Source organism: Lysinibacillus sp. NPDC097214, from assembly GCF_050277945.1.
GTDB classification, from domain to species: domain Bacteria; phylum Bacillota; class Bacilli; order Bacillales_A; family Planococcaceae; genus Lysinibacillus; species Lysinibacillus xylanilyticus_B.
The window spans coordinates 159,671-179,963 of the sequence record NZ_JBNNSS010000010.1 but is presented as its reverse complement, the minus strand read 5'-3'; the positions used below and the strand labels follow the sequence as shown (position 1 = coordinate 179,963).

17 protein-coding genes are annotated in these 20,293 nt (G+C 37.3%); 5 read left to right on the top strand and 12 right to left on the bottom strand.

What is annotated here, in order from left to right; translation table 11 throughout:
- Window positions 1–237: 237 nt before the first annotated feature.
- Window positions 238–1,137 carry a DMT family transporter gene (locus tag ACQKMI_RS20405; RefSeq protein WP_427491870.1) on the bottom strand — a complete coding sequence of 300 codons (900 nt, stop codon included), beginning with the start codon at window positions 1,135–1,137 and terminating at the stop codon, window positions 238–240.
- Window positions 1,138–1,463: 326 nt separating this feature from the next.
- Between ACQKMI_RS20405 and ACQKMI_RS20400 the strand changes: the two genes are divergently transcribed.
- A complete protein-coding gene (locus tag ACQKMI_RS20400) occupies window positions 1,464–2,183 on the top strand; it encodes an MgtC/SapB family protein (RefSeq protein WP_323648057.1) in 720 nt (239 codons plus the stop codon).
- A 15-nt stretch (window positions 2,184–2,198) separates the two neighbouring features.
- Window positions 2,199–3,194 carry a cation diffusion facilitator family transporter gene (locus ACQKMI_RS20395; RefSeq protein WP_427491868.1) on the top strand — a complete coding sequence of 332 codons (996 nt, stop codon included), beginning with the start codon at window positions 2,199–2,201 and terminating at the stop codon, window positions 3,192–3,194.
- 198 nt (window positions 3,195–3,392) lie between these two features.
- On the opposite strand, the gene ACQKMI_RS20390 is transcribed toward ACQKMI_RS20395, so the two are convergent.
- From ACQKMI_RS20390 to pruA, 4 genes are all read right to left on the bottom strand, one after another.
- Window positions 3,393–4,556: an iron-containing alcohol dehydrogenase gene (locus tag ACQKMI_RS20390; RefSeq protein WP_427491865.1), complete on the bottom strand. Its 1,164-nt coding sequence runs from the start codon at window positions 4,554–4,556 to the stop codon at window positions 3,393–3,395.
- Between the two features lie 346 nt (window positions 4,557–4,902).
- Window positions 4,903–6,147, bottom strand: coding sequence for a Glu/Leu/Phe/Val dehydrogenase (locus tag ACQKMI_RS20385; protein ID WP_323648062.1), 1,245 nt, complete (start codon window positions 6,145–6,147; stop codon window positions 4,903–4,905).
- Window positions 6,148–6,230: 83 nt separating this feature from the next.
- Window positions 6,231–7,424 (bottom strand): ornithine--oxo-acid transaminase, encoded by a 1,194-nt coding sequence (locus tag ACQKMI_RS20380; protein WP_323648063.1) that lies wholly within the window; start codon window positions 7,422–7,424, stop codon window positions 6,231–6,233.
- A 295-nt stretch (window positions 7,425–7,719) separates the two neighbouring features.
- A complete protein-coding gene (pruA, locus tag ACQKMI_RS20375) occupies window positions 7,720–9,264 on the bottom strand; it encodes an L-glutamate gamma-semialdehyde dehydrogenase (protein WP_427491863.1) in 1,545 nt (514 codons plus the stop codon).
- A 145-nt stretch (window positions 9,265–9,409) separates the two neighbouring features.
- On the opposite strand from pruA, the gene ACQKMI_RS20370 reads away from it, so the two are divergent.
- Complete coding sequence (locus ACQKMI_RS20370) at window positions 9,410–10,717, top strand: sigma 54-interacting transcriptional regulator (protein ID WP_427491861.1); 1,308 nt, start codon at window positions 9,410–9,412, stop codon at window positions 10,715–10,717.
- Between the two features lie 148 nt (window positions 10,718–10,865).
- Here the strand turns inward: ACQKMI_RS20370 and yugI are convergent, their stop codons facing one another.
- The 3 genes from yugI to ACQKMI_RS20355 form a co-directional block, all read right to left on the bottom strand.
- Window positions 10,866–11,243, bottom strand: a complete 378-nt coding sequence (gene yugI / locus ACQKMI_RS20365) for a S1 domain-containing post-transcriptional regulator GSP13 (protein ID WP_323648067.1) — start codon at window positions 11,241–11,243, stop codon at window positions 10,866–10,868.
- Between the two features lie 85 nt (window positions 11,244–11,328).
- A complete protein-coding gene (locus ACQKMI_RS20360; protein WP_427491859.1) occupies window positions 11,329–12,984 on the bottom strand; it encodes a hypothetical protein in 1,656 nt (551 codons plus the stop codon).
- Entirely contained in the window at window positions 12,977–13,525 is a 549-nt protein-coding gene (locus ACQKMI_RS20355) for an RNA polymerase sigma factor (RefSeq protein WP_427491857.1), read from the bottom strand. The genes ACQKMI_RS20360 and ACQKMI_RS20355 overlap by 8 nt, the downstream gene beginning before the upstream one ends.
- A 246-nt stretch (window positions 13,526–13,771) precedes the next feature.
- Between ACQKMI_RS20355 and ACQKMI_RS20350 the strand changes: the two genes are divergently transcribed.
- Complete coding sequence (locus ACQKMI_RS20350; protein WP_427491855.1) at window positions 13,772–15,112, top strand: sodium-dependent transporter; 1,341 nt, start codon at window positions 13,772–13,774, stop codon at window positions 15,110–15,112.
- A gap of 200 nt (window positions 15,113–15,312) precedes the next feature.
- Here ACQKMI_RS20350 and ACQKMI_RS20345 read toward each other — a convergent pair whose 3' ends face one another.
- Complete coding sequence (locus ACQKMI_RS20345) at window positions 15,313–15,573, bottom strand: DUF1871 family protein (protein ID WP_079561543.1); 261 nt, start codon at window positions 15,571–15,573, stop codon at window positions 15,313–15,315.
- A 72-nt stretch (window positions 15,574–15,645) separates the two neighbouring features.
- Here ACQKMI_RS20345 and ACQKMI_RS20340 point away from each other — a divergent pair, with 72 nt between their 5' ends.
- Window positions 15,646–16,815 (top strand): MalY/PatB family protein, encoded by a 1,170-nt coding sequence (locus tag ACQKMI_RS20340; protein ID WP_427491853.1) that lies wholly within the window; start codon window positions 15,646–15,648, stop codon window positions 16,813–16,815.
- A 485-nt stretch (window positions 16,816–17,300) separates the two neighbouring features.
- Here ACQKMI_RS20340 and ACQKMI_RS20335 read toward each other — a convergent pair whose 3' ends face one another.
- The 3 genes from ACQKMI_RS20335 to ACQKMI_RS20325 form a co-directional block, all read right to left on the bottom strand.
- Complete coding sequence (locus ACQKMI_RS20335) at window positions 17,301–17,693, bottom strand: hypothetical protein (RefSeq protein ID WP_427491851.1); 393 nt, start codon at window positions 17,691–17,693, stop codon at window positions 17,301–17,303.
- 1,091 nt (window positions 17,694–18,784) lie between these two features.
- Window positions 18,785–18,997, bottom strand: coding sequence for a hypothetical protein (locus tag ACQKMI_RS20330; protein WP_427491849.1), 213 nt, complete (start codon window positions 18,995–18,997; stop codon window positions 18,785–18,787).
- Window positions 18,998–19,019: 22 nt separating this feature from the next.
- The gene (locus tag ACQKMI_RS20325) at window positions 19,020–19,607 is read right to left on the bottom strand and encodes a peptidylprolyl isomerase (protein ID WP_427415861.1); all 588 of its coding nucleotides are present in this window, start codon (window positions 19,605–19,607) and stop codon (window positions 19,020–19,022) included.
- Between the last annotated feature and the right edge of the window lie 686 nt (window positions 19,608–20,293).

Sequence of the window (20,293 nt, the reverse complement as noted above, 5' to 3'; positions counted from 1 at the left end):
GTCCAAAATTTTGTTTCGTTCACCAACTCAAGGTTAGTTACTAAAAACTTTATTGATTACGTTTTGCTTGTTCAGTTTTCAAGGTTCATGTCGTTTTTGTTTTTAACAACTTTATCATCATAACTTATCTCCAACAAGAAGTCAACAACTTTTTTAAAATCTTTTTTTCAAATCTTTTTTTCAAGTCATCCTTCTTGTTAAGGACAAGTAATAATATATAATATAGCAATTTAAAAATCAAGCTTTTTTCGAAAAAAGTTTAAAAATCTTTTTCTCATCCACAACAAACAATAGAATTCCTACTATAACAATTAATCCACCAATAATTTGTGTGGCTATTAAAAACTCTTTAAAAATGAGAAGAGCTAAGATGGCCGCCCCAATTGGTTCAAATAATATCGCAATAGAGATTACATTTGTACTAACGTATTTGATAGACCAATTAAATAGAGTATGACCCAATAAATTAGGTACGATTGCTAATAAAATAAACCATATCCAGTCCATAGTTGGATAAGGACCGAACGATTCACCCTTAATAAGAACATAGATGAATAACGTAATTGTGCTAACAGCATAAACAATCATCGTATATGTCACAAGAGATAATCTCTTACGTACATCTTGTCCAAATAAAAAGTAAGCTGTAACGAGCGCGCACGCAATAAGAGCAAGCATGTCTCCATAAAATGCAGTACCGCTAAGTTTAAAATCTCCCCAACTAATTAAAATACTACCAATAATAGCTATCGCTCCTGCAAATATGGTTTTTAAAGTAATGTTCTCTTTAAAGAAAAAATATGTACCTACAAATGCAAACAACGGCTGTAGTGTAACTAAAACTGTAGAACTTGCTACAGAAGTGTAATTGAGTGATTCAAACCACAAAATAAAATGGAAGGCTAAAAATATGCCTGCAACTGAAGAAAATAGCCAATCACGTATTCTTAATTGTTTTACTTCATTAGTGTACTTCCAGAAAAACAGAGGAGCCATTATTAACACCGAAAACAACATACGGTAAAACGCAATAACCCCTGCTTCTGCATTTGCTAACTTTACAAATATCGCAGATAAGGATACAGAAATAACGCCAATAAATATAGGAATGTATGGATGAATTTTTGGTTTCTCCATTAAACCCAACCTCCAATCATTTTTGCCTGGGCATAAATACGTCTGGATTCAGCTTTGTGCTATCCGTGATATCTACCTGGTGCTCTAACTTATACCGGCATCTATCTAACCACCTATTACAACGGAGACTTCTGGAGCTACTTTGGCTACTAAAAAAATATTTATAGCTGACGCATCGCTTTCGCTACCAAGACGTTTGCTGAAAGAAATAAAAAATACTTATACTTCATTCCTATCGTGATGTACAATACAAAAAAGTAATGTACATATAATAATGACACCTTGCATATCTCTTAGCAATACGAAATATCTGTGGAGGGTTGCGTATGGAAACCTTATTTGGAAATATGATTACATATGAAGTTGGCATAAAATTAGTAATTGCAGCCACATTAAGTTTAGTAATCGGTATCGAAAGGGAATTAAAAAAGAAGCCTGTAGGATTAAAAACGAGCTTAGTCATCGCCACATTTAGCTGTTTATTAACTGTTATTTCGATTGAAACCGCCTACTCAACACCCCCGAGGTCAGAAATCAATATTACAATGGATCCTCTACGCTTGGCTGCCCAAATTGTTAGTGGAATTGGATTTCTTGGAGCCGGTGTTATTTTAAGGCGTGGGAATGATAGTATCTCAGGTTTAACAACTGCAGCAATGATCTGGGGAGCTGCCGGGATAGGGATTGCAGTCGGTGCAGGATTCTATATGGACGCCACTTTGGCTGTTATTATCATTGTCTTCGGCATTGAAGTTTTATCGCCGTTTCTAATGAAAATAGGGCCAAAAAGAATTCGTATGCGAGAAATATCATTGAAAGTTCAGATTAACAATGATGAAAAAAGTGAGTCCTTTCTAGAATTTCTAAAGGAAAACAATATTATTATCGAAAACATACGCATTCAAGATGTTCCAAACAATAATAATGTTTTTCACGAATTAGATTTACGCTTATCATTAATAGTATCTGATAACTTACTGTCATTTTATCGTTCATTACGAGCACTACCCTATATAGAAAAAATCGAAATGGAAATTTTAAACTAGTCGGAGGATTCTTTCGTGGGAGAACTATTAAAACTATTAAAAAACGGGAATAAACCATCTTTGCTGGCAGCAGTTGTCAATGCCTTTTTAGGAATTATTAAAGGTGTCGCCTTCTTCTTTACAGGTAATGTTGCCATGTTTGCAGAAATGATGCACTCTTTAGGGGATGCAGCAAACCAATTATTTGTCTATATCGGCTCAGCACTTTCGAAAAAAGCACCGACAAAACAATTTCCAGGAGGCTTTGGCCGAATTGTAAATTTAGTTTGTCTTTTTGCTGTTATAATCGTAGCAATCCTTTCTTATGAAACTGTAAAAGAAGGCTGGCATCATTTTATACATCCAGCTGGAGAATCTAAAGGAATGCTCATTGCACTTGGCGTATTATTGATCGGTATTGTTTTAGAAGGATCAGTTCTTGCGAAGGCTGCCGTTGAAATACTACATGAGGCTGGACAAGAAAAAACGGGATTATTATCAGCAATCCCTAAAGCTTTTCCCTATTTAAATCGCGCAAAACCAGCAACAAAATTAGTGTTTATGGAAGACTTAGTGGCTACAGGTGGTAACTTGTTGGCCTTCGCTGCTATTTTAATAGCGCATTATACAGGCTGGGCAAATATAGAAGGGCTCGTTTCAATGATTATCGGCTTTATGATGTTCTATGTAGTAGCAAAAGTTTTCCTTGATAATGCACGAGGCGTTATTGGTGAAACAGACGAAGAAATGCTAAATCATATTGCTCATCTTGTTATGGATGACCCAAACATCAAAGATATTGTTCGTTTAGAGGTCGTTAAAGAAGGTGAATTTTTACATGTGGAATTAGTTGCTGAAGCTGACCCTAGCTTATCACTTGCTTTTCTAGATGATGTCCGCGACCATTTAACAGAGGTCATTTTAAGTCAGAAGGGCGTATCAAAAGTGGCCATTTTATATGATGAGGATGATGGGAAACAAAATTGGGTGCATATTGGTGAAAGACCGGATAATTCAACACCCAAACAATAACAACATAAGCCAAAATAATTTTCTAAATAAGATAAATAGCCAATTGCCCTATTTCAGGCAGTTGGCTATTTTTTATTCAAGTACTGATGAATGATGTCTCTAAGCAACGCAATGTGACATCAAGATTTTTACGAAGAAGCCTGCACATTAAATTCCAATTAATAATATAAGACAGCGTAGCCTCATATCCGTTTTCCATTAAAGTGCGTTTTGCAAAATAGCTCGCACATCTTCTTCCTGTAATTTGTTGAAGTTCCCAAAAGGACCATTTTGCATTGCATGTTCTACGATTTGATGGAATTTCGAATCATCAATTTCATAATCTGCAAGGTGACTTGGAGCTCCTATTGAAGTCCAGAATGCCGATAAACGATCAATTCCTTCATATGCTACTTTTTCCGGAGACTTTCCTGTAGCGTCGACACCGAAAACGCGTGTTGCAATGCCTGCAAAACGCTCTGGATTCACAGGTACACTTAGACGCATCCAATGTGGTTGTAATATCGCTAAACCACCTGCGTGCGGAATATCGTATACGGCAGATACAGCGTGCTCAATATTATGTGACGCCCAATCACCTCGAGAACCAATTGATAAGAATCCATTTAACCCAATTGTTCCGGCTAATAAAATCGTTTCACGTAACTGAATATTTTCTAAATCTTCTATTAATTTAGGAGCTGTTGTAATAACTGTTCGTAAAACCCCTTCACACATTTCATCTGTAATTGGGGTATTCGTTGTGTTATGGAAATATTGTTCAATTACATGCGACATCATATCAACGATACCGTAAACGGTATGATTTTTTGGCACTGTCACTGTATACGCTGGATTTAAAATCGAAAATTTCGGGAAAACGGCAGGGCTACCCCAGCTTAGTTTTTCTTCTGTCTCCGCATTTGTAATGACAGAGCCTGAGTTCATTTCAGAACCTGTTGCAGCTAGCGTTAATACCGTTCCAAGCGGTAAAGCTTCTTGCACAAATACTTTACGTTTTACAATGTCCCAAGCATCGCCATCATATTTTGCACCAGCGACTATTAACTTAGAACAGTCAATAACGGAACCACCTCCAACAGCTAAAACTAGATCAATTCCTTCTTTTTTACAAAGATCAATACCAAGTCTCGCTGTTTCCACACGCGGATTTGGCTCCACGCCGCTAAGTTCAAATATTGTTTTATCCGCTTCTTGTAACTTCTCGATGACAGCATTGTATACACCATTTTTCTTAATACTGCCTCCACCATAGACAACCAACACCTTTTTACCTTGTTGCGCTAACTCTTTTGATAGCTTTTCCAGTGCATCTTCACCAAAATGCAACTTCACTGGATTATAAAATGTAAATGAATCCATTCAATTCGCCCCTTTCTAGTTGGATTTTCTCATATTTCTGTTAATGAACGCAAAAATTTAAAACCAATATATTGGCTTCAATTTATCACTCCGAAAGGCTAACTGTCTGTCCTATCTATTAGCCTCTCAGACTAATTTATCGTCTGTTAAGTAGCCGTTAAATAGTATGACTTCATATAAACAAAATAAAGGGCTTCTTAAGCTTATTGTCGGAGGTTTCATCAGTATGTATGTTCTTCAAATACGACCAAAGCAGAACATCTTACTCATGCGAATAAAAATGGGACGCATACAAAAAAAACGAGTCATCCGACTAAGAATGACTCGCTTTTCATATATATATTGATTAAACCCATCCACGGAAGCGTGAAGCTTCTGCAGTGCGGCGAACACCTACCATATAAGCTGCTAAACGCATGTTAATGTTACGTGTTGTCGCTGTTGTATAAACGTTCTCAAATGCATCGACCATTTTTTTGTATAGACGTTCTTCAACTTCTTCTTCTGTCCAGTAATAACCTTGGTTATTTTGTACCCATTCGAAGTAAGAAACTGTTACACCACCAGCTGATGCTAATACGTCTGGTACAAGTAAAATACCACGATCAGTTAAAATTCTAGTTGCTTCAGCAGTTGTTGGACCGTTCGCTGCTTCTACCACGATGTTTGCTTTAACATTGTGTGCATTGTCAGCAGTAATTTGGTTTTCGATAGCAGCAGGCACTAGAATATCACAATCAAGCTCTAATAATTCTTTGTTAGAAATTGTGTTTTCAAATAATGTTGTTACAGTACCGAAGCTATCACGACGATCTAATAAGTAGTCAACATCTAAACCTTCTGGATCATGAAGTGCACCATAAGCATCTGAAATACCGATTACTTTTGCACCTAAATCATGCATGAATTTCGCAAGGAAACTACCTGCGTTACCGAAGCCTTGAATAACAACGCGTGCACCTTTAATATCAATGCCACGTTTTTTCGCTGCTTCTTGAATAACGATTGTTACACCTTGTGCAGTTGCACGATCACGACCTTGAGAACCGCCAAGTACTAATGGCTTACCTGTGATGAAACCTGGTGAGTTGAATTCGTCCATACGGCTGTATTCATCCATCATCCAAGCCATAATTTGTGCATTCGTAAATACGTCTGGAGCAGGAATATCTTTTGTTGGTCCTACGATTTGACTAACTGCACGTACATATCCACGGCTTAATTTTTCGATTTCATCCATAGACATTTGACGAGGGTCACAGATGACACCGCCTTTACCACCGCCATAAGGTAGATCTACGATACCACATTTCAATGTCATCCACATTGAAAGCGCTTTAACTTCTTCCTCAGATACTGCCGGATGGAAACGTACCCCACCTTTAGTTGGTCCTACAGCATCATTATGTTGTGCACGGTAACCAGTAAATACTTTTGTTGTACCATCATCCATTTTCACTGGAATACGCACTTGTAGCATGCGAAGCGGTTCTTTTAACAATTCATACATTGCTTCGTCATAGCCAAGTCTATTTAGAGCCTCTTGAATGACTTCTTGAGTTGATGTGAACAGATTTAAGTTTTCAGACATTATTAAATCGCCTCTTTGTTTTTATAATGATAGTATATCGGCATCATTGTAACATACTTCCGAATTGAAATGTGAACAATTTGTTAAACTTTAAAAACTTTTTCAATTTGCTCGATTGACCAATCTAAATCTTCTTGAGAAATAACAAGTGGTGGTGCAAATCGAATAACTGTATCATGTGTTTCTTTACATAATAGACCTAATTCTTTAAGCTTTTCACAATACGGACGTGCTGCCTCTGTTAATTCCATTCCGATAAATAAACCACGACCACGAACATCTTTAATAACTGGGTTATTAATTTCTCTTAATTTCCCTTTAAAGTATTCACCAAGTTGGTGTGAACGCTCTGCTAATTTTTCATCTAGTAATACTTTAATTGAAGCAATAGATACAGCACATGCTAAAGGATTACCACCGAAAGTTGAACCGTGTGATCCTGGATTGAAAACTCCTAAGATTTCACGATTTGCAGCTACACAAGAAATTGGGAATACACCGCCGCCTAAAGCTTTCCCTAAAATGTACATATCAGGCTCTACTTCTTCCCAATCACATGCGAACATTTTACCTGTACGTGCTAAACCAGCTTGAATTTCATCTGCAATGAATAAAACATTGTTTTCACGGCAAAGCTCACGAGCTGCTTTTAAGAAGCCTTCTGGTGGAATAACGATTCCAGCTTCACCTTGGATTGGTTCAATTAAAAACGCCGCTGTGTTAGGAGTAATAGCAGCTTTTAATGCTTCTAAGTTACCATAATCGACTAACTTAACATTCGGTAACATCGGACCGAAGCCACGACGATATTCTTCGTCAGATGATAAAGATACAGCAAGCATTGTACGACCATGGAAGTTACCATTGCATGCAATGATTTCAGCCTTGCCATCTTCTACACCTTTTATATCATATGCCCAACGACGAGCTGCTTTAAATGCAGTTTCTACCGCTTCTGCACCTGTATTCATCGGTAATACCATCTGTTTATTTGTTAATTTACCAACAAGCTCATACCATTCACCAAGGTTTTCACTATAAAACGCACGAGAAGTTAGTGTTACTTTATCAGCCTGTTCTTTTAACGCAGCGATAATTTTTGGATGACGATGACCCTGATTCACAGCAGAGTAAGCTGATAGCATATCTAAGTATTTAGTACCTTCCGGATCTTTTACCCAAGCACCCTCAGCCTCTGAGATAACGATTGGTAGCGGGTGATAGTTTGCAGCACCAAAATTTTGAGTTTGTTCAATAACTTGATTTGTTTTTGTCATATAGTTTTCTCTCCTTACTTTCATGATGAAAAATTTCTGGAAGACTCTAATTTTCTATAAGTAATTCAATAGGACAATTTCAGCATTTTCTGAATATAAAAACCAAAAATCTACCTTGCTACTCCTAAGTACGCCACTACAACGTTAGCGTCTGCGATTCTTGCTCAGCCTACTTTACTAGGAGGAGTTTCGCAGATTCTCTTATTCGCCCCGGTCGGATTCGGTTTAGTGCTTGCACAAAATCGAATCCGTGACATAACCCGAGGGCTATAACTTCTTGCAGTCTGCTAAAGGGTTATAGCATTTCTGAAGTTGTTTTTGCTTGCATGTGAAGTTGTAGATAGTCAGGGCCACCTGCTTTTGAGTCTGTACCTGACATATTGAAGCCACCGAATGGTTGGTAACCTACGATTGCACCTGTACAGCCACGGTTGAAGTATAAGTTACCTACATGGAAATCTTCACGAGCTTTTTCTAAGTTCATACGATTATTTGTAATAACCGCACCAGTTAAACCGTATTCAGTATCGTTTGCAATATCGATTGCTTGATCGAAATCTTTAGCCTTCGTGATAGCTACAACTGGACCAAAAATTTCTTCTTTCATGATACGTGCAGAAGCATCTACGTCTGCAAATACTGTTGGTTGGATGAAGTAACCAACTGAATCATCAGCTGTACCACCTGCAACAAGGCGACCTTCTCCTTTACCAATTTCAATGTACTCTGTCACTTTATTGAATGCTGCTTGGTCAATAACTGTTGCCATGAAGTTTTTGAAGTCTGTTGGATCACCAACTGTTAACGTGTTAGTAAGCTCAATTACACGATTAACAACTGTGTCATATACATCTTCAACGATAATAGCACGAGAACATGCTGAACATTTTTGACCAGAGAAGCCGAATGCTGATTTTACGATAGATTGTGCTGCAAGCTCTAAATCTGCTTCTTTATCAACAACGATTGTATCTTTACCGCCCATTTCAGCGATAACACGTTTAATCCAAATTTGACCATCATTTAATACAGATGCACGTTGGTTAATACGTAAACCTACATCACGAGATCCAGTAAAGCTGATGAAGCGTGTTTTCGGATGATCAACTAAGTAGTCACCTACTTCTGCACCAGAACCTGGTACATAGTTCACAGCACCCGCTGGAAGACCTGCTTGCTCTAAAACTTCGATAAATTTATATGCTACAACTGGTGTTGTAGAAGCTGGTTTTAATAAAACTGTGTTCCCTGTAACTAGAGCTGCTACTGTTGTACCCGCCATAATTGCGAATGGGAAGTTCCAAGGAGAGATAACGATACCAACACCTAATGGAATATAGTCATAACGGTTGTATTCACCAGGACGGCTCTCTACAGGTTGACCTTCTTTAACACGTAGCATTTGACGACCGTAGTATTCTAAGAAATCAATTGCTTCTGCAGTATCTGCATCAGCTTCAGCCCATGGTTTACCCGCTTCTTTTGTTAAAAGCGCAGAGAATTCGTGTTTACGACGACGGATAATTGCCGCTGCTTTGAATAGTACGTCTGCACGAATAGCTGGATCTACTTTTTTCCAAGTTTTAAATGTTTCGTCTGCAGCTTGCATCGCTTTTTCAGCTAGTTCTTTGTTTGCTTTTGATACGCGACCAATTACTTCTGTTTTCTTTGCAGGATTATATGAAACGATTTTATCTTCTGTCGTAATACGTTCGCCACCGATAATAAGTGGGTAGTCTTGACCTAAATAACTTTCAACTTTATTTAATGCTTCTAAATATGCGTTGTAATTTGCCTCTTGAGTAAAATCTGTGAATGGTTCGTGTTTGTATGAAATCATACTATATCCTCCCTCGTGAGATGTATTTTAAGTGTGCAAAAAACGTTGACGCAAAATATCTTTGCGTTTAGAATATTCTTACACTTATTATAATGCAAAATTTCGTTGCATATTTCAAGTAAAAAATTTTTGAGGTGCACATTTTATGAAAAATTCCGAACCCTTACTCCCTTTTTATGAGTTTATTGCAACAAATGTAACTGTTGGTATTCATGCTGTAGACCTTTCTGGCAAAACAATTATTTATAATACGAAGATGAAAGAAATTGAAGGATTTCATTTTGATGAATTAGCCGATCGATCTGTTATTGAAATGTTTTCTTTCCGCCAGCATGAAAGTACTTTAATGCGTGTATTACAAACAGGCAAAAAGGAAATCAATGTAAAACAAACGTATTGGAATAAAAATGGTCATGAAATTACAACTATTAACGATACTTTCCCACTATATGAAAAAAATAAACTAATTGGAGCTATCGAGTTTGCTCGGGATATTACATCACTCGAAAAGCTAGTTTATCAGCCTCTTCGTCGATATGGTGAACCTTTAACATTCGATATGATAACAGCTGTTTCTGAATCAATGAAACAAGTTATCGCAAATGCTAAAAAAGCAGCAGCTGTGAAATTACCAGTATTATTAATTGGTGAATCGGGTACAGGAAAGGATTTAGTAGCAGAGGGTATACATCATGCAGCTTCGACTGACGCTGAAGCATTTATAACCCTAGTGAGTCGTCGCTCTGCTCAATCTGTTTTAGATAAATTACAGGAGCTCTTACAGGATGACAAGGCATACACATTTTTCTTTGAACGCATTGATTTTTTAAGTCTAGACATTCAAGAGCAACTATTAGAGGTATTACAGTCTCTTCCACAGTCAAAATACATGCTTATTGGCAGTGTAGGAAGCGATCCCATTACATTGATTGCAGAAAAGAAACTATCAAAATCACTGTATTATTTCTTTGCCACAATGGCCATCTCCATTCCTAATTTAACAGACCGAAAAGAAGATATTCTTCCATTCGTAGATGATTACTTTAAGCGCCATCAAGAACGATTTGCTTCAAATGTCGAGGAAGTATCACCAGATGTACAGGATTTATTTTTGCAATATGATTGGCCAGGAAATTTAAAGGAGCTTGAGCTATTACTAGATGAAACCGTGTCGTTTATGACCACTGAATCAACAGTTACCTCAGATTTATTACCAATGCATTTCCGCTTCAAGGTACAGCAGCAAGACGTATCTAATCACGAGCCGGAATTCTTTATGTTCCAGCAACAGAATGATATTATGCCGCTCGATGCTTATTTACGTGAAGCCGAATCCTATTATGTGCAAAACGTCTTAAATTTATATGAAGGCAATATAACAAAGGCTGCCACTGCACTTGGCATGAGTCGTCAAAACTTACAGTATCGAATTCGAAAAATAAAAAATCAATAACTTCAGCTATAACTAAATAAAAAAAAACGAGGATACTCTCATATTTGAAAGCATCCTCGTTTTTTTATTTCGCTTGAACAGGCAGTAATTTATCTGTACAAAAAAGCGCAGCGCTATGTACAAAACTCCCACCTAAAATTCAGCAAAATTAATGTCCTGACTGCTCGATCCAGTCCTGTAATTTATCTTTTAAGGAATTAAAACCATTCGCATCCGATTCATCTACACGGTCCTGCAATGATTTACGTGGTGGTGCATCTTTTTTACGCAATGTAGCCGGGCGCTCCTGCAAAGCACGAATCGATAAACTAATTTTTTCGGCATCTTCATCGATTTCAAGTATCTTCACTTCTACCTCTTGCCCAACTGACAAAAATTCACTTACGTCCTTTACAAAGCCGTACGTAATTTCGGAAATATGTACAAGGCCTTGTGTATCTTCATCAAGCGCAACAAATGCACCGTACGGCTGTATACCTGTAACTTTTCCGTTCAACACGTCCCCTAATTCATATTTTTTTCCCATAAACTTTGCCCACTTTCTTTTTGTTTGCTACGTATATATCACCATAAATTATAACATACGTAAATTAGTGGAGCAAAAAATCTCCTTATTCGTTAATAGCACTAATTAGGTAATGTTGTTCACCATTTTCGGTTAATACCGAGGTTAATTCAAAGGACAATTGCTGCCCAATTACTCCATACGCCTTACTTTTTACCGCTGCTCTAATATGAAGTATCGAATCTTCCATTTCATGAAGAGCTTTAAAGTTTTCCATCCCATCAAACTGAACAACTGTATTTATATCCAAGTCATCAGTTAAAAGTCTCTGAGCTATGTCACGATCACCAACCCCATGAGCATATAAAAATAAACTAACGATATTAATTGGATTTAATGTCTCAATAATTGTATCGTCTCTCGTCTCAACATACGAATCGTAAAGAGTTTTAGTTTGCTCAATCCAATCAGGATTAATTGCTATACTTGTTGTCCCATCCTCTGTTTGCATATACGTGTCTTCTCGCGCATATAAAATCTCCATCCATATATCGTATGGTGTTAACTGTTCTAGGGTTTTGGATTGTCCAGTCGACTTTATTTCATCTAGTATTAATTGAGCTGTTTTGCGCATTGCCTCACCATATTCGCCATTCGCAATGATCGTTAATAAATCCATGTATTCAGGCTTAAATTGACCAGTTTTTGTGCGAATCGGGTTGCTGTCAGTTCCTTTAAAAATGGCAAGCCACGTATTTTCAAACTCTCCCTTTAATACGTTAAAATTAACCTGCTCAGTATACTTATCTGCTACAAGTGTTTTTTCATAGATACGCAGAATAGTGGCAGAATCCTCTATAGAATAGAGTAAATCTCCGCCAGCAAGCAAAGAGCCTGTAGCCAAGTATTTAAAATAACCTAATACATTTGGGTGAAGGCGGTCCAAATATTCGGGTGCGTCTTTTCCGAATACAGGATTAGGTCGAAAACTATAACTTTGTCCATTATATTGCAATTCCAAATATTGCTTTTTAGCCGTAGCAATTAATTTATTTAGTTCTGCAGGGAGACTTTTGGGTTTTTGTGATAAAACTTTTTCATACGGAGCAAGTTTATTGGAATAATAGCCTGCAATTTCTTCTACTGAGTTAGAATATATACTATAAAAATAATAAGATTCTTCAAACGACATAGGATTTTCGTAAGTTTCGATACTCTGTATTCGCTCACGTGGCGTTTGTAGATCATCCAATGCATCTTTTTCTAAACTTTTAAAAAAGTCATTATTATTGGTGTTCTGAATTTCTAAAAACATCTCTTTTCTTTTGGGTAAAGAATAAATTTCATTATCTGCAATTAGAACTTTTGATATTTCACTAAACTCTTTCTCTGGTATGTCGAGCTCTTTACGCATTTGCTCACGTTTTTCTTGATATTTTTTTGTAAAGTTTGAAACCCATTCCTCATATTTTTTTTCTTGTTCTTGTTCCTGTTCAGTTGTTTGAACAAATGTCGATGGATCAATGACATACGACGAAATAAGAACACTTAATAAAAGTACACTTGCAATGCTTGCTATCCAGACAGCTGGCTTTTGCCATCTTGAAGGGGGCTTTTTTGTTGTTACTTCTTCTTGAGATTGTTGTGTTGCATCTTCTGCCTCGATTTGTGCGAAAACGGCTTCTGGATCTAACTGTGGTTCCAAGCGATCATAGGATTTTTTTAGAAGCTCCATTCGTTTTTCAAATTGTTTATCATCCATTTTCAACACTCCCCTCCTGCATTAACACCGCTTTGAGCATTTCTTTTGCCCGTAATAGACGAACTTTGACAGTTGATAACGAAATATTTAGTACCTCCGCTATCTCCTCATACTTTAATTCATGGAAGTAAAATAATATAAGAGGATAACGATATTTTTCATCCAGTTCTTTAATGGCATTATGTAATTGCCTATCCTCCTCAAAATTAAGGACATGCTTTTCTGCTGAAGATAAGGGCATTTGTTGCTGTGCACTTAGCCTTTCTTCCTTTGCTTGCTCTCGTTGTTCTTTACGATAATAATCACGCGTGGCATTCAATGTGATTTTATAGAGCCATGTCGTAAAACGATCCTGCTTAAATTGATGTAAAAAACGATAGAGCTTCACAAATACCTCCTGTGAAACATCTGCTAAATCATTACTATGTACGCCGCATTGAAAGGCAAATTTTTCAACTGTTCGTTGATGTATTCGGATCAGCTCTATATAGGCGCCTTTATCTCCTTGCTGAGCCCGTTCGATTAATTCAGTTTCTGTCACAGTCATCCCTCCTTTGCATATGTAACGAACCGTTTCTCCTAATTGTTACATATTTAAACAGATTTTACTTTCTAATTATAAATCCAAACACAAATTTTACTGCTAGAACCATATATACGCCGTTAACATCCCCCGATGCACAAGCAAAATTATTTAAAGAATATCTATAAAGCATTTTCTGAAATTGCTTGTGTTACGAGAATATTGCGGTAAAATGGAGCTTTAGTATAAGGAGGATTAATTTTTGTGTCTTCGAGAGATCAATTTACATCTAAAATCGGGTTTATTTTAGCTGCCGCTGGAAGTTCTATAGGATTAGGAGCTATTTGGAAGTTTCCTTACATGGCGGGTACTAACGGTGGAAGTGTCTTTATTTTACTATTTATCCTATGTACATTTTTCATCGGTTTGCCGGTGTTAATTGCAGAATTTATGATTGGTCGCCGTGGGCAAAAGGATGCCGTCACGTCGTTCAAGGAACAAGCACCAGGAAAACCGTGGTACTTAATAGGATGGGGTGGCATGATTATTGCCGGTCTTATACTTTCATTCTACAGTGTTGTCGGTGGTTGGATTTTAAGCTACTTAGGCCGCGCCATAACATTCCACCTCAATACTTCTAGTTCAAATGCTAATTATGCAGATTTATTCGGTAACATCATTTCAAGCCCATTGGAAGCAGTGCTTGTACAAGGGTTATTTATGTTGTTAACGGTAGTGATTGTATCAGCAGGAATTAAAGGCGGGATTGAAAAAGCTAGTACGTGGATGATGCCTCTATTATTCATCTTCTTCATCATATTAGTTATACGCTCTTTAACATTGGACGGTGCCATGGAAGGCGTCAAATTTATGTTCGTCCCTGATTGGTCCTACTTAAATGCGGAAACATTTTTAATGGCACTTGGACAAGCATTCTTCTCATTAAGTGTCGGGATCGCGGTAATGATCACATATGCTTCCTATTTATCAAGAACAGAAAAGATTGGAAATTCAGCGATCAATGTTGCATCGATGAATATCATTATTTCTTTACTTGCAGGTCTAGTAATTTTCCCAGCAGTGTTCGCACTTGGCTATACACCCGATCAAGGTCCTGGCCTCGTATTTATTATTTTACCTGCTGTTTTTGAGCAATTACCTCTTGGTAGTCTATTCTTAACGATTTTCTTCGTACTTTTACTATTTGCAACAGTTACTTCTTCCATTTCCATGTTAGAAATTGTCGTGGCGATCGCAATTGGAGAAAAGCCTGAAAAGCGTAAAAAAATTGCTTGGATTGGTGGTATTATTATTTTTATCGTTGGTATTCCAAGTGCTCTGTCATTCGGCATCCTATCTGATGTAAAAATTTTAGACCGCTCTATTTTCGACTTTGTAGACTTTTTGACGAATAATATTGGTATGCCAATTGGAGCCTTACTGATTTCTATCTTTGCAGGCTATTATTATACAAAGGACATCTCACGTAAGGAGCTTGCCTCATCTAGTCTGATGTTCAATATTTGGTATATTTTAATTCGTTATGTTTCTCCAATAGCGATTGTAATTATTTTCATCCAGGGGATTTTACCGTTGTTTAAATAAAAGATCGTTAATTTTATAGCTAAAAAACGAGGTTGTCTCAAAATTGAAGACAACCTCGTTTTCTATAGAAAAGCAAAAACATAATTGTGTCCGAATACGGATTGTACTGGCACCCAGAACTCTTTTCCGATTCCATGACATCCGCCAGAAGTTAGGTCAATACAATATTGGTCACTCAGGCATTTCACCCGCTGAAGAAGTTAAATAATGCATTTTGCTTCAAATTTTATCGCAATAAGTTTGTATGAAATGGCTACACAATCTTCATATGGAATCCATTCTTCAAACGAATGCTCATATGTTTCTTGAATAACCTTTGCAAGAACAGATGGATCATCGATACCTTGCAATGCTGCTACAACATCTGCGGTTTCAGTATCATAATGATCTGGACCTAAGTGGAATGGATCCCATTCCTCTAGCAGATGTACGGCTGCTTGATTCATTTTTATATTTTCCAAAATACTCACCTATTATCCTTTTATCATACTCGTATGATACCATAGTAAATAAAAAAGAAAAGAGTGATTTGCTTGTCTATTTTCGATCAAACTATTAACCGTCGTTGTACAAACTCTGTAAAATGGGATGCAATGGAAAACGTATATGGATTACAAGATGCTTCAGACATACTCCCAATGTGGGTAGCTGATATGGATTTTGCTGCGCCAGTAGCTGTATCAAAGGCGCTACAAGAGCATGCTGAAAAGACTGTTTTCGGCTATAGCTTTGTCAGCGATGAAGCCAAACAGGCGATTGTAGACTGGCAGAATGCTCAACATGATTGGCACATTGATAAAGAATCAATTATTTTCTGTAATGGTGTTGTCGCTGCTTTAGCCGATAGTATTATGGCACTTACCAATACTGGAGATAAAGTACTGATTTCCTCACCTGTTTACCCACCATTCTATAACATCCCAAAAAGCAATGGCCGAGAGGTTGTTAATTGTCCTTTAGTAGAAAAAGATGGGACATATGTCTATGACTTTGCAGCCTTTGAGGAAGCACTTGCTCAAAATGTGAAAGCCTACATATTGTGTAATCCACATAATCCCGGTGGCTATGTATGGGATGAAGCTACATTAAAGGAAATTGTACGACTATGTGCAAAATATGATGTAGTGATTATTTCCGATGAAATTCATTCTGATTTAATGTTGGATGGCTCAAAACATACACCATTAGCTAAAATCGCTGGCGATGAAATAGATCGCATTATTACATGTATGGCACCGACAAAAACATTTAATCTAGCTGGGATTCAAGTTGCCTATATGATTGTGACCGATAAGAAAAAGCGAATGTTACTAGAAGCAGTTCATATGGCTAGCGGGCAAGGCTCACTAAATACCTTTGCTGCTGTTGCACTTCAGGCTGCTTATACAAAAGGTTCTCCGTGGTTAAACGAAATGCTTACTTATATTTCAACGAATATGGACTATGTGATTGCTGAATTAGAACAATTACCTGGGATCCATATTACAAAACCTCAGAGCACTTATTTACTTTGGATTGATTATCGAGAATTAGAACTTGATGAAAATGAATTGATGCAGCGCTTGCTAGAAAACGGCAAGCTAGCATTAGAACCAGGGACAAAATACGGCGAAGAGGGTCGCGGCTTCCTGCGTATGAACGTTGCTTGCTCATTTGACACAGTGAAAGATGGTGTTCAGCGCTTTAAGCAAGCACTTCAGTAATAGTACGTAAATAGTGAAGGATATCTCAATTTTTCTTTTATTAAAAATCAAGATTTTAAGTAATGCCCTTAATGCATCAGTATTCTTTATACAATGTGCAACATTATAATAAGGTATTTTAAAGCTGAACTAATTTTTGTATTAGTTCAGCTTTTATTTGTGTTTAAAGATTTAATTCGGAATATTTATGAAATGGAAATAGTGAGATGGTTAAGTTATATCTTATTCTAACAGGGCAGGTTAGTTGAAGATTTTATCTAACTTATGTTCAACAATCGGGCCATATAATGGAATAACACTTGGTAGTTGATTAGGATACTTAGGTGAAAATAGAGATTGTGAAGGAATGTCCTTATTCACAATCGTATTTTTAAATTTCCTTTTCCTCCACACAAAAAGACTCCCACCATATGAAAAAAGAGAATGAACTCATTATGAAATCATCCCCTCAAATAGTTTGAAAATGCTTATACTGATATTACTCATCAATGACTCGCTAAACGTTTTTCTAAATCCGCCTTAAACAACAGAATAGCATCAATATTTACAGCAAAATCGTGGTCACTGATATTAAAATTAGTTATAAACTCGTCAGATCTCTCACGAACCATAATTGTCGGACCGATATTGTCTCCAATATTGTCCTTAGTTACATCACTTCCATAGAAATACCAGTTAGTTTCAGTAGGCGCATTTGCTGCATTCTTAGATAAGTCATTTTTTATAATTTCGCATAAATTATTCATAAAATCTTCATTAAGATTAATGGTTTTTCCATACTCACCATCAACTGATATATCAGCATCTCCATACCAAATATTCCTGCTTGCTCGCTTTCCGTCATTTGAAGTGTATGTTTCATCAAACAAAATCTTCATTTTCATTACCCTCCTTTAAAATAAAATTACTTCACATATTATACACCAATTAGAAATTGTAAAATAGCTTCCTGTTTGTATAGACAGCGAGCTCGCTGCTATTACAAACAGAACTTGTCGGGTTCGAAGTTTGAAATAGTGTTCCTAGTTAACGTCTCTTTTCTTATTCAACTAAAGGTTCTTTAGTTGAATAAGGAAGTTAAGTTAGCCTTGTTTAAAATAATTTAACAAGGCTATTTTGTATCTCATTAATTATCTATTTAAACTGCTCAAAATGATTAGCAACCCTAAGCGTTTGATTTTCTGCTATATATTTCTCCGCAGCAATCAACTTGTTCACTAATTCTTCCTTTGATAGCTTCATATACTTCTTTTTAACAATGTCTATATTACGTTTAGGGGAAATCTTTCTTAAACCTGATTCATCGAATTTAGGTGGAGCTGTGAACTTTTTACGAAAAGTAAATTTAAGTTACTTGTATCAAAGAAAATCAGCCATTTTTACCTTTAACGGATTAACCATGATTGTGCACATTTTTATGATATGTGCAACATTATAAACAAGTTATGATGTAGACTATCATGTACAATTGCTTGCCTTTAATATTACAGAGTATGAGATATCCTTTTTTGTTAAAAAATATATCGTGCACGGAGATTAAGCATTTGAAGGATGGAGCGAAGACAAAATTATAATATGAGATTAATGAGAAAGTAAAATGCCCCGCAGTCCTTAATGGCTGCGAGGCATCTGGGCTTTCCACGAAACGAGTTTATCAATTATGCCTCGGCATAATTGCGTCCGGAATCGGCTTTGTGCTTAGGCCTGCACGAGGGCCGACACGATGTCGGTCATTTCGGTAATGCCACAGGACGTGGCGTTTTTACCAATGCAGGTCAGTTAGCCGTTATCGCATGGATGCGATGATTTTAGGCTAACATCCCCTAAGAACTCCATTTCCAATTCCGTGACATCCGCCGGAGGCTTTGGGCCAACACGATGTTGGTCACTCAGGCGTTTTCACAAGATGTGAAGATCTTAGCCTGAGTTCTTCTCATTCAGTGGGTATTTGGACACCTGCTGAAAGAAGTTAAATATTTTGCTGATTGTTTGTATTATTTTTCTCTGAAAGAATACGTGCTTCGATTTCCTTTGATTTCATTTCTTGTTTCTTAGAAATTTTACGGAAAATAGTAAATACAATAATACATAAAATAAGCATTAATAAAAATTCAAAAGCTGCAGGAACATAGCCTGATTTATCTTCTGGGAAATATAAAAATTGATACATTAAATGTTTCATGTTTTACACGTCCTTACAATTATTATTCAAAAACTGTAATTGACTCGATTTTTACATCTTCTACTGGTTTATCACGGGAATCTTTTTCTACATCTGCAATTTTGTCTATGATGTCCATTCCTTCAACAACATGACCAAATACTGTATGTTTATGGTCTAACCAAGGAGTACCGCCATTTTGAGCATATGCTTCAATAATTTCTTCTGGGAAGCCAGCACCTTGTAATTGACGAAGCATATCACTTGGAAGGTGCTTCATTTGTACGATAAAGAATTGTGAACCGTTTGTGTTTGGACCCGCATTTGCCATTGAAAGGGCACCGCGAAGATTAAATACGTTATCAGAGAACTCATCCTCGAAAGAGTTACCCCAAATTGATTCGCCGCCCATACCTGTACCTGTTGGGTCACCGCCTTGAATCATAAAGTCTTGGATTACACGGTGGAAAATGATGCCGTCATAGTAACCAGATTTTGCATGGCCTAAGAAGTTTTCAACCGTTTTTGGTGCATGCTCTGGGAATAATTTAATTTTGATGGCACCTAATGTTGTTTTCATTTCTACAAGTACTTCGCCTTCAAGTACTTCTGTTGTTAATTGTGGAAACATGGAAGTCTCTCCTTTAAATGTTAAATTTCAGTTTCAATGAAAATGATAGTAATATCATTTCTGACCTCATTTTAGTCTAACATACTTCTTAATGGTTTTCTTCACCAAAGTATTGACGATTTTTTGCACTTTTAATTTTTGGGCTAACAACCAAGGCGAGGGGTTGATTTCCGTTCCGACTGGGCGACTCCTTAGGGACGGTGTAATAGGTAAGACTCTAGAGCATGCAAGTTGAGGAACGAAGGCTAAAAGCATCGCGCCCTGTGATAACGCCTTCGTGACCAACATCGTGTTGTTGTTGTTGCTGTCGCTTCGCTTTCGCACAGACTAAAACCCTTTGCTGACGCTACTTTAGCGCTTCGCCTTCGTACAAGAAAGCATTTGTTACTGGCGCTAGGCCTTTGCATAGACGAAACCCTCTTACTGAAGTATCGTTTTATGACAATATTCGAGCGATATGCTATGTGAAGTGGGTGATTGGAGTGGAGACTGGGCGACTCCTTGGGGATCAGCGATAGAGGAACGAAGGCTAAAACCATCACATCCTGTGATAACGCCTTCGTGACCAACATCGTGTTGGCCCGAGACCCTGCAGCGAGCAACGCGAGTGAAGCGGCTCATCGGACGCCCCCAGGAAAGCGCCCAGTCGGAACGGAAATCACCCCCTCCCTTTGCCGAAGAGCCAA

Coding starts and splice junctions, on each gene's coding strand:
- ACQKMI_RS20325 (WP_427415861.1), bottom strand. CDS start 19,607: ATGTTTCCACAATTAACAACAGAAGTACTTGAAGGCGAAGTACTTGTA.
- ACQKMI_RS20335 (WP_427491851.1), bottom strand. CDS start 17,693: ATGAAGATTTTGTTTGATGAAACATACACTTCAAATGACGGAAAGCGA.
- ACQKMI_RS20390 (WP_427491865.1), bottom strand. CDS start 4,556: ATGGATTCATTTACATTTTATAATCCAGTGAAGTTGCATTTTGGTGAA.
- ACQKMI_RS20400 (WP_323648057.1), top strand. CDS start 1,464: ATGGAAACCTTATTTGGAAATATGATTACATATGAAGTTGGCATAAAA.
- ACQKMI_RS20380 (WP_323648063.1), bottom strand. CDS start 7,424: ATGACAAAAACAAATCAAGTTATTGAACAAACTCAAAATTTTGGTGCT.
- yugI (WP_323648067.1), bottom strand. CDS start 11,243: ATGGGAAAAAAATATGAATTAGGGGACGTGTTGAACGGAAAAGTTACA.
- ACQKMI_RS20330 (WP_427491849.1), bottom strand. CDS start 18,997: ATGAAACATTTAATGTATCAATTTTTATATTTCCCAGAAGATAAATCA.
- ACQKMI_RS20360 (WP_427491859.1), bottom strand. CDS start 12,984: ATGGATGATAAACAATTTGAAAAACGAATGGAGCTTCTAAAAAAATCC.
- ACQKMI_RS20385 (WP_323648062.1), bottom strand. CDS start 6,147: ATGTCTGAAAACTTAAATCTGTTCACATCAACTCAAGAAGTCATTCAA.
- ACQKMI_RS20405 (WP_427491870.1), bottom strand. CDS start 1,137: ATGGAGAAACCAAAAATTCATCCATACATTCCTATATTTATTGGCGTT.
- ACQKMI_RS20370 (WP_427491861.1), top strand. CDS start 9,410: ATGAAAAATTCCGAACCCTTACTCCCTTTTTATGAGTTTATTGCAACA.
- pruA (WP_427491863.1), bottom strand. CDS start 9,264: ATGATTTCATACAAACACGAACCATTCACAGATTTTACTCAAGAGGCA.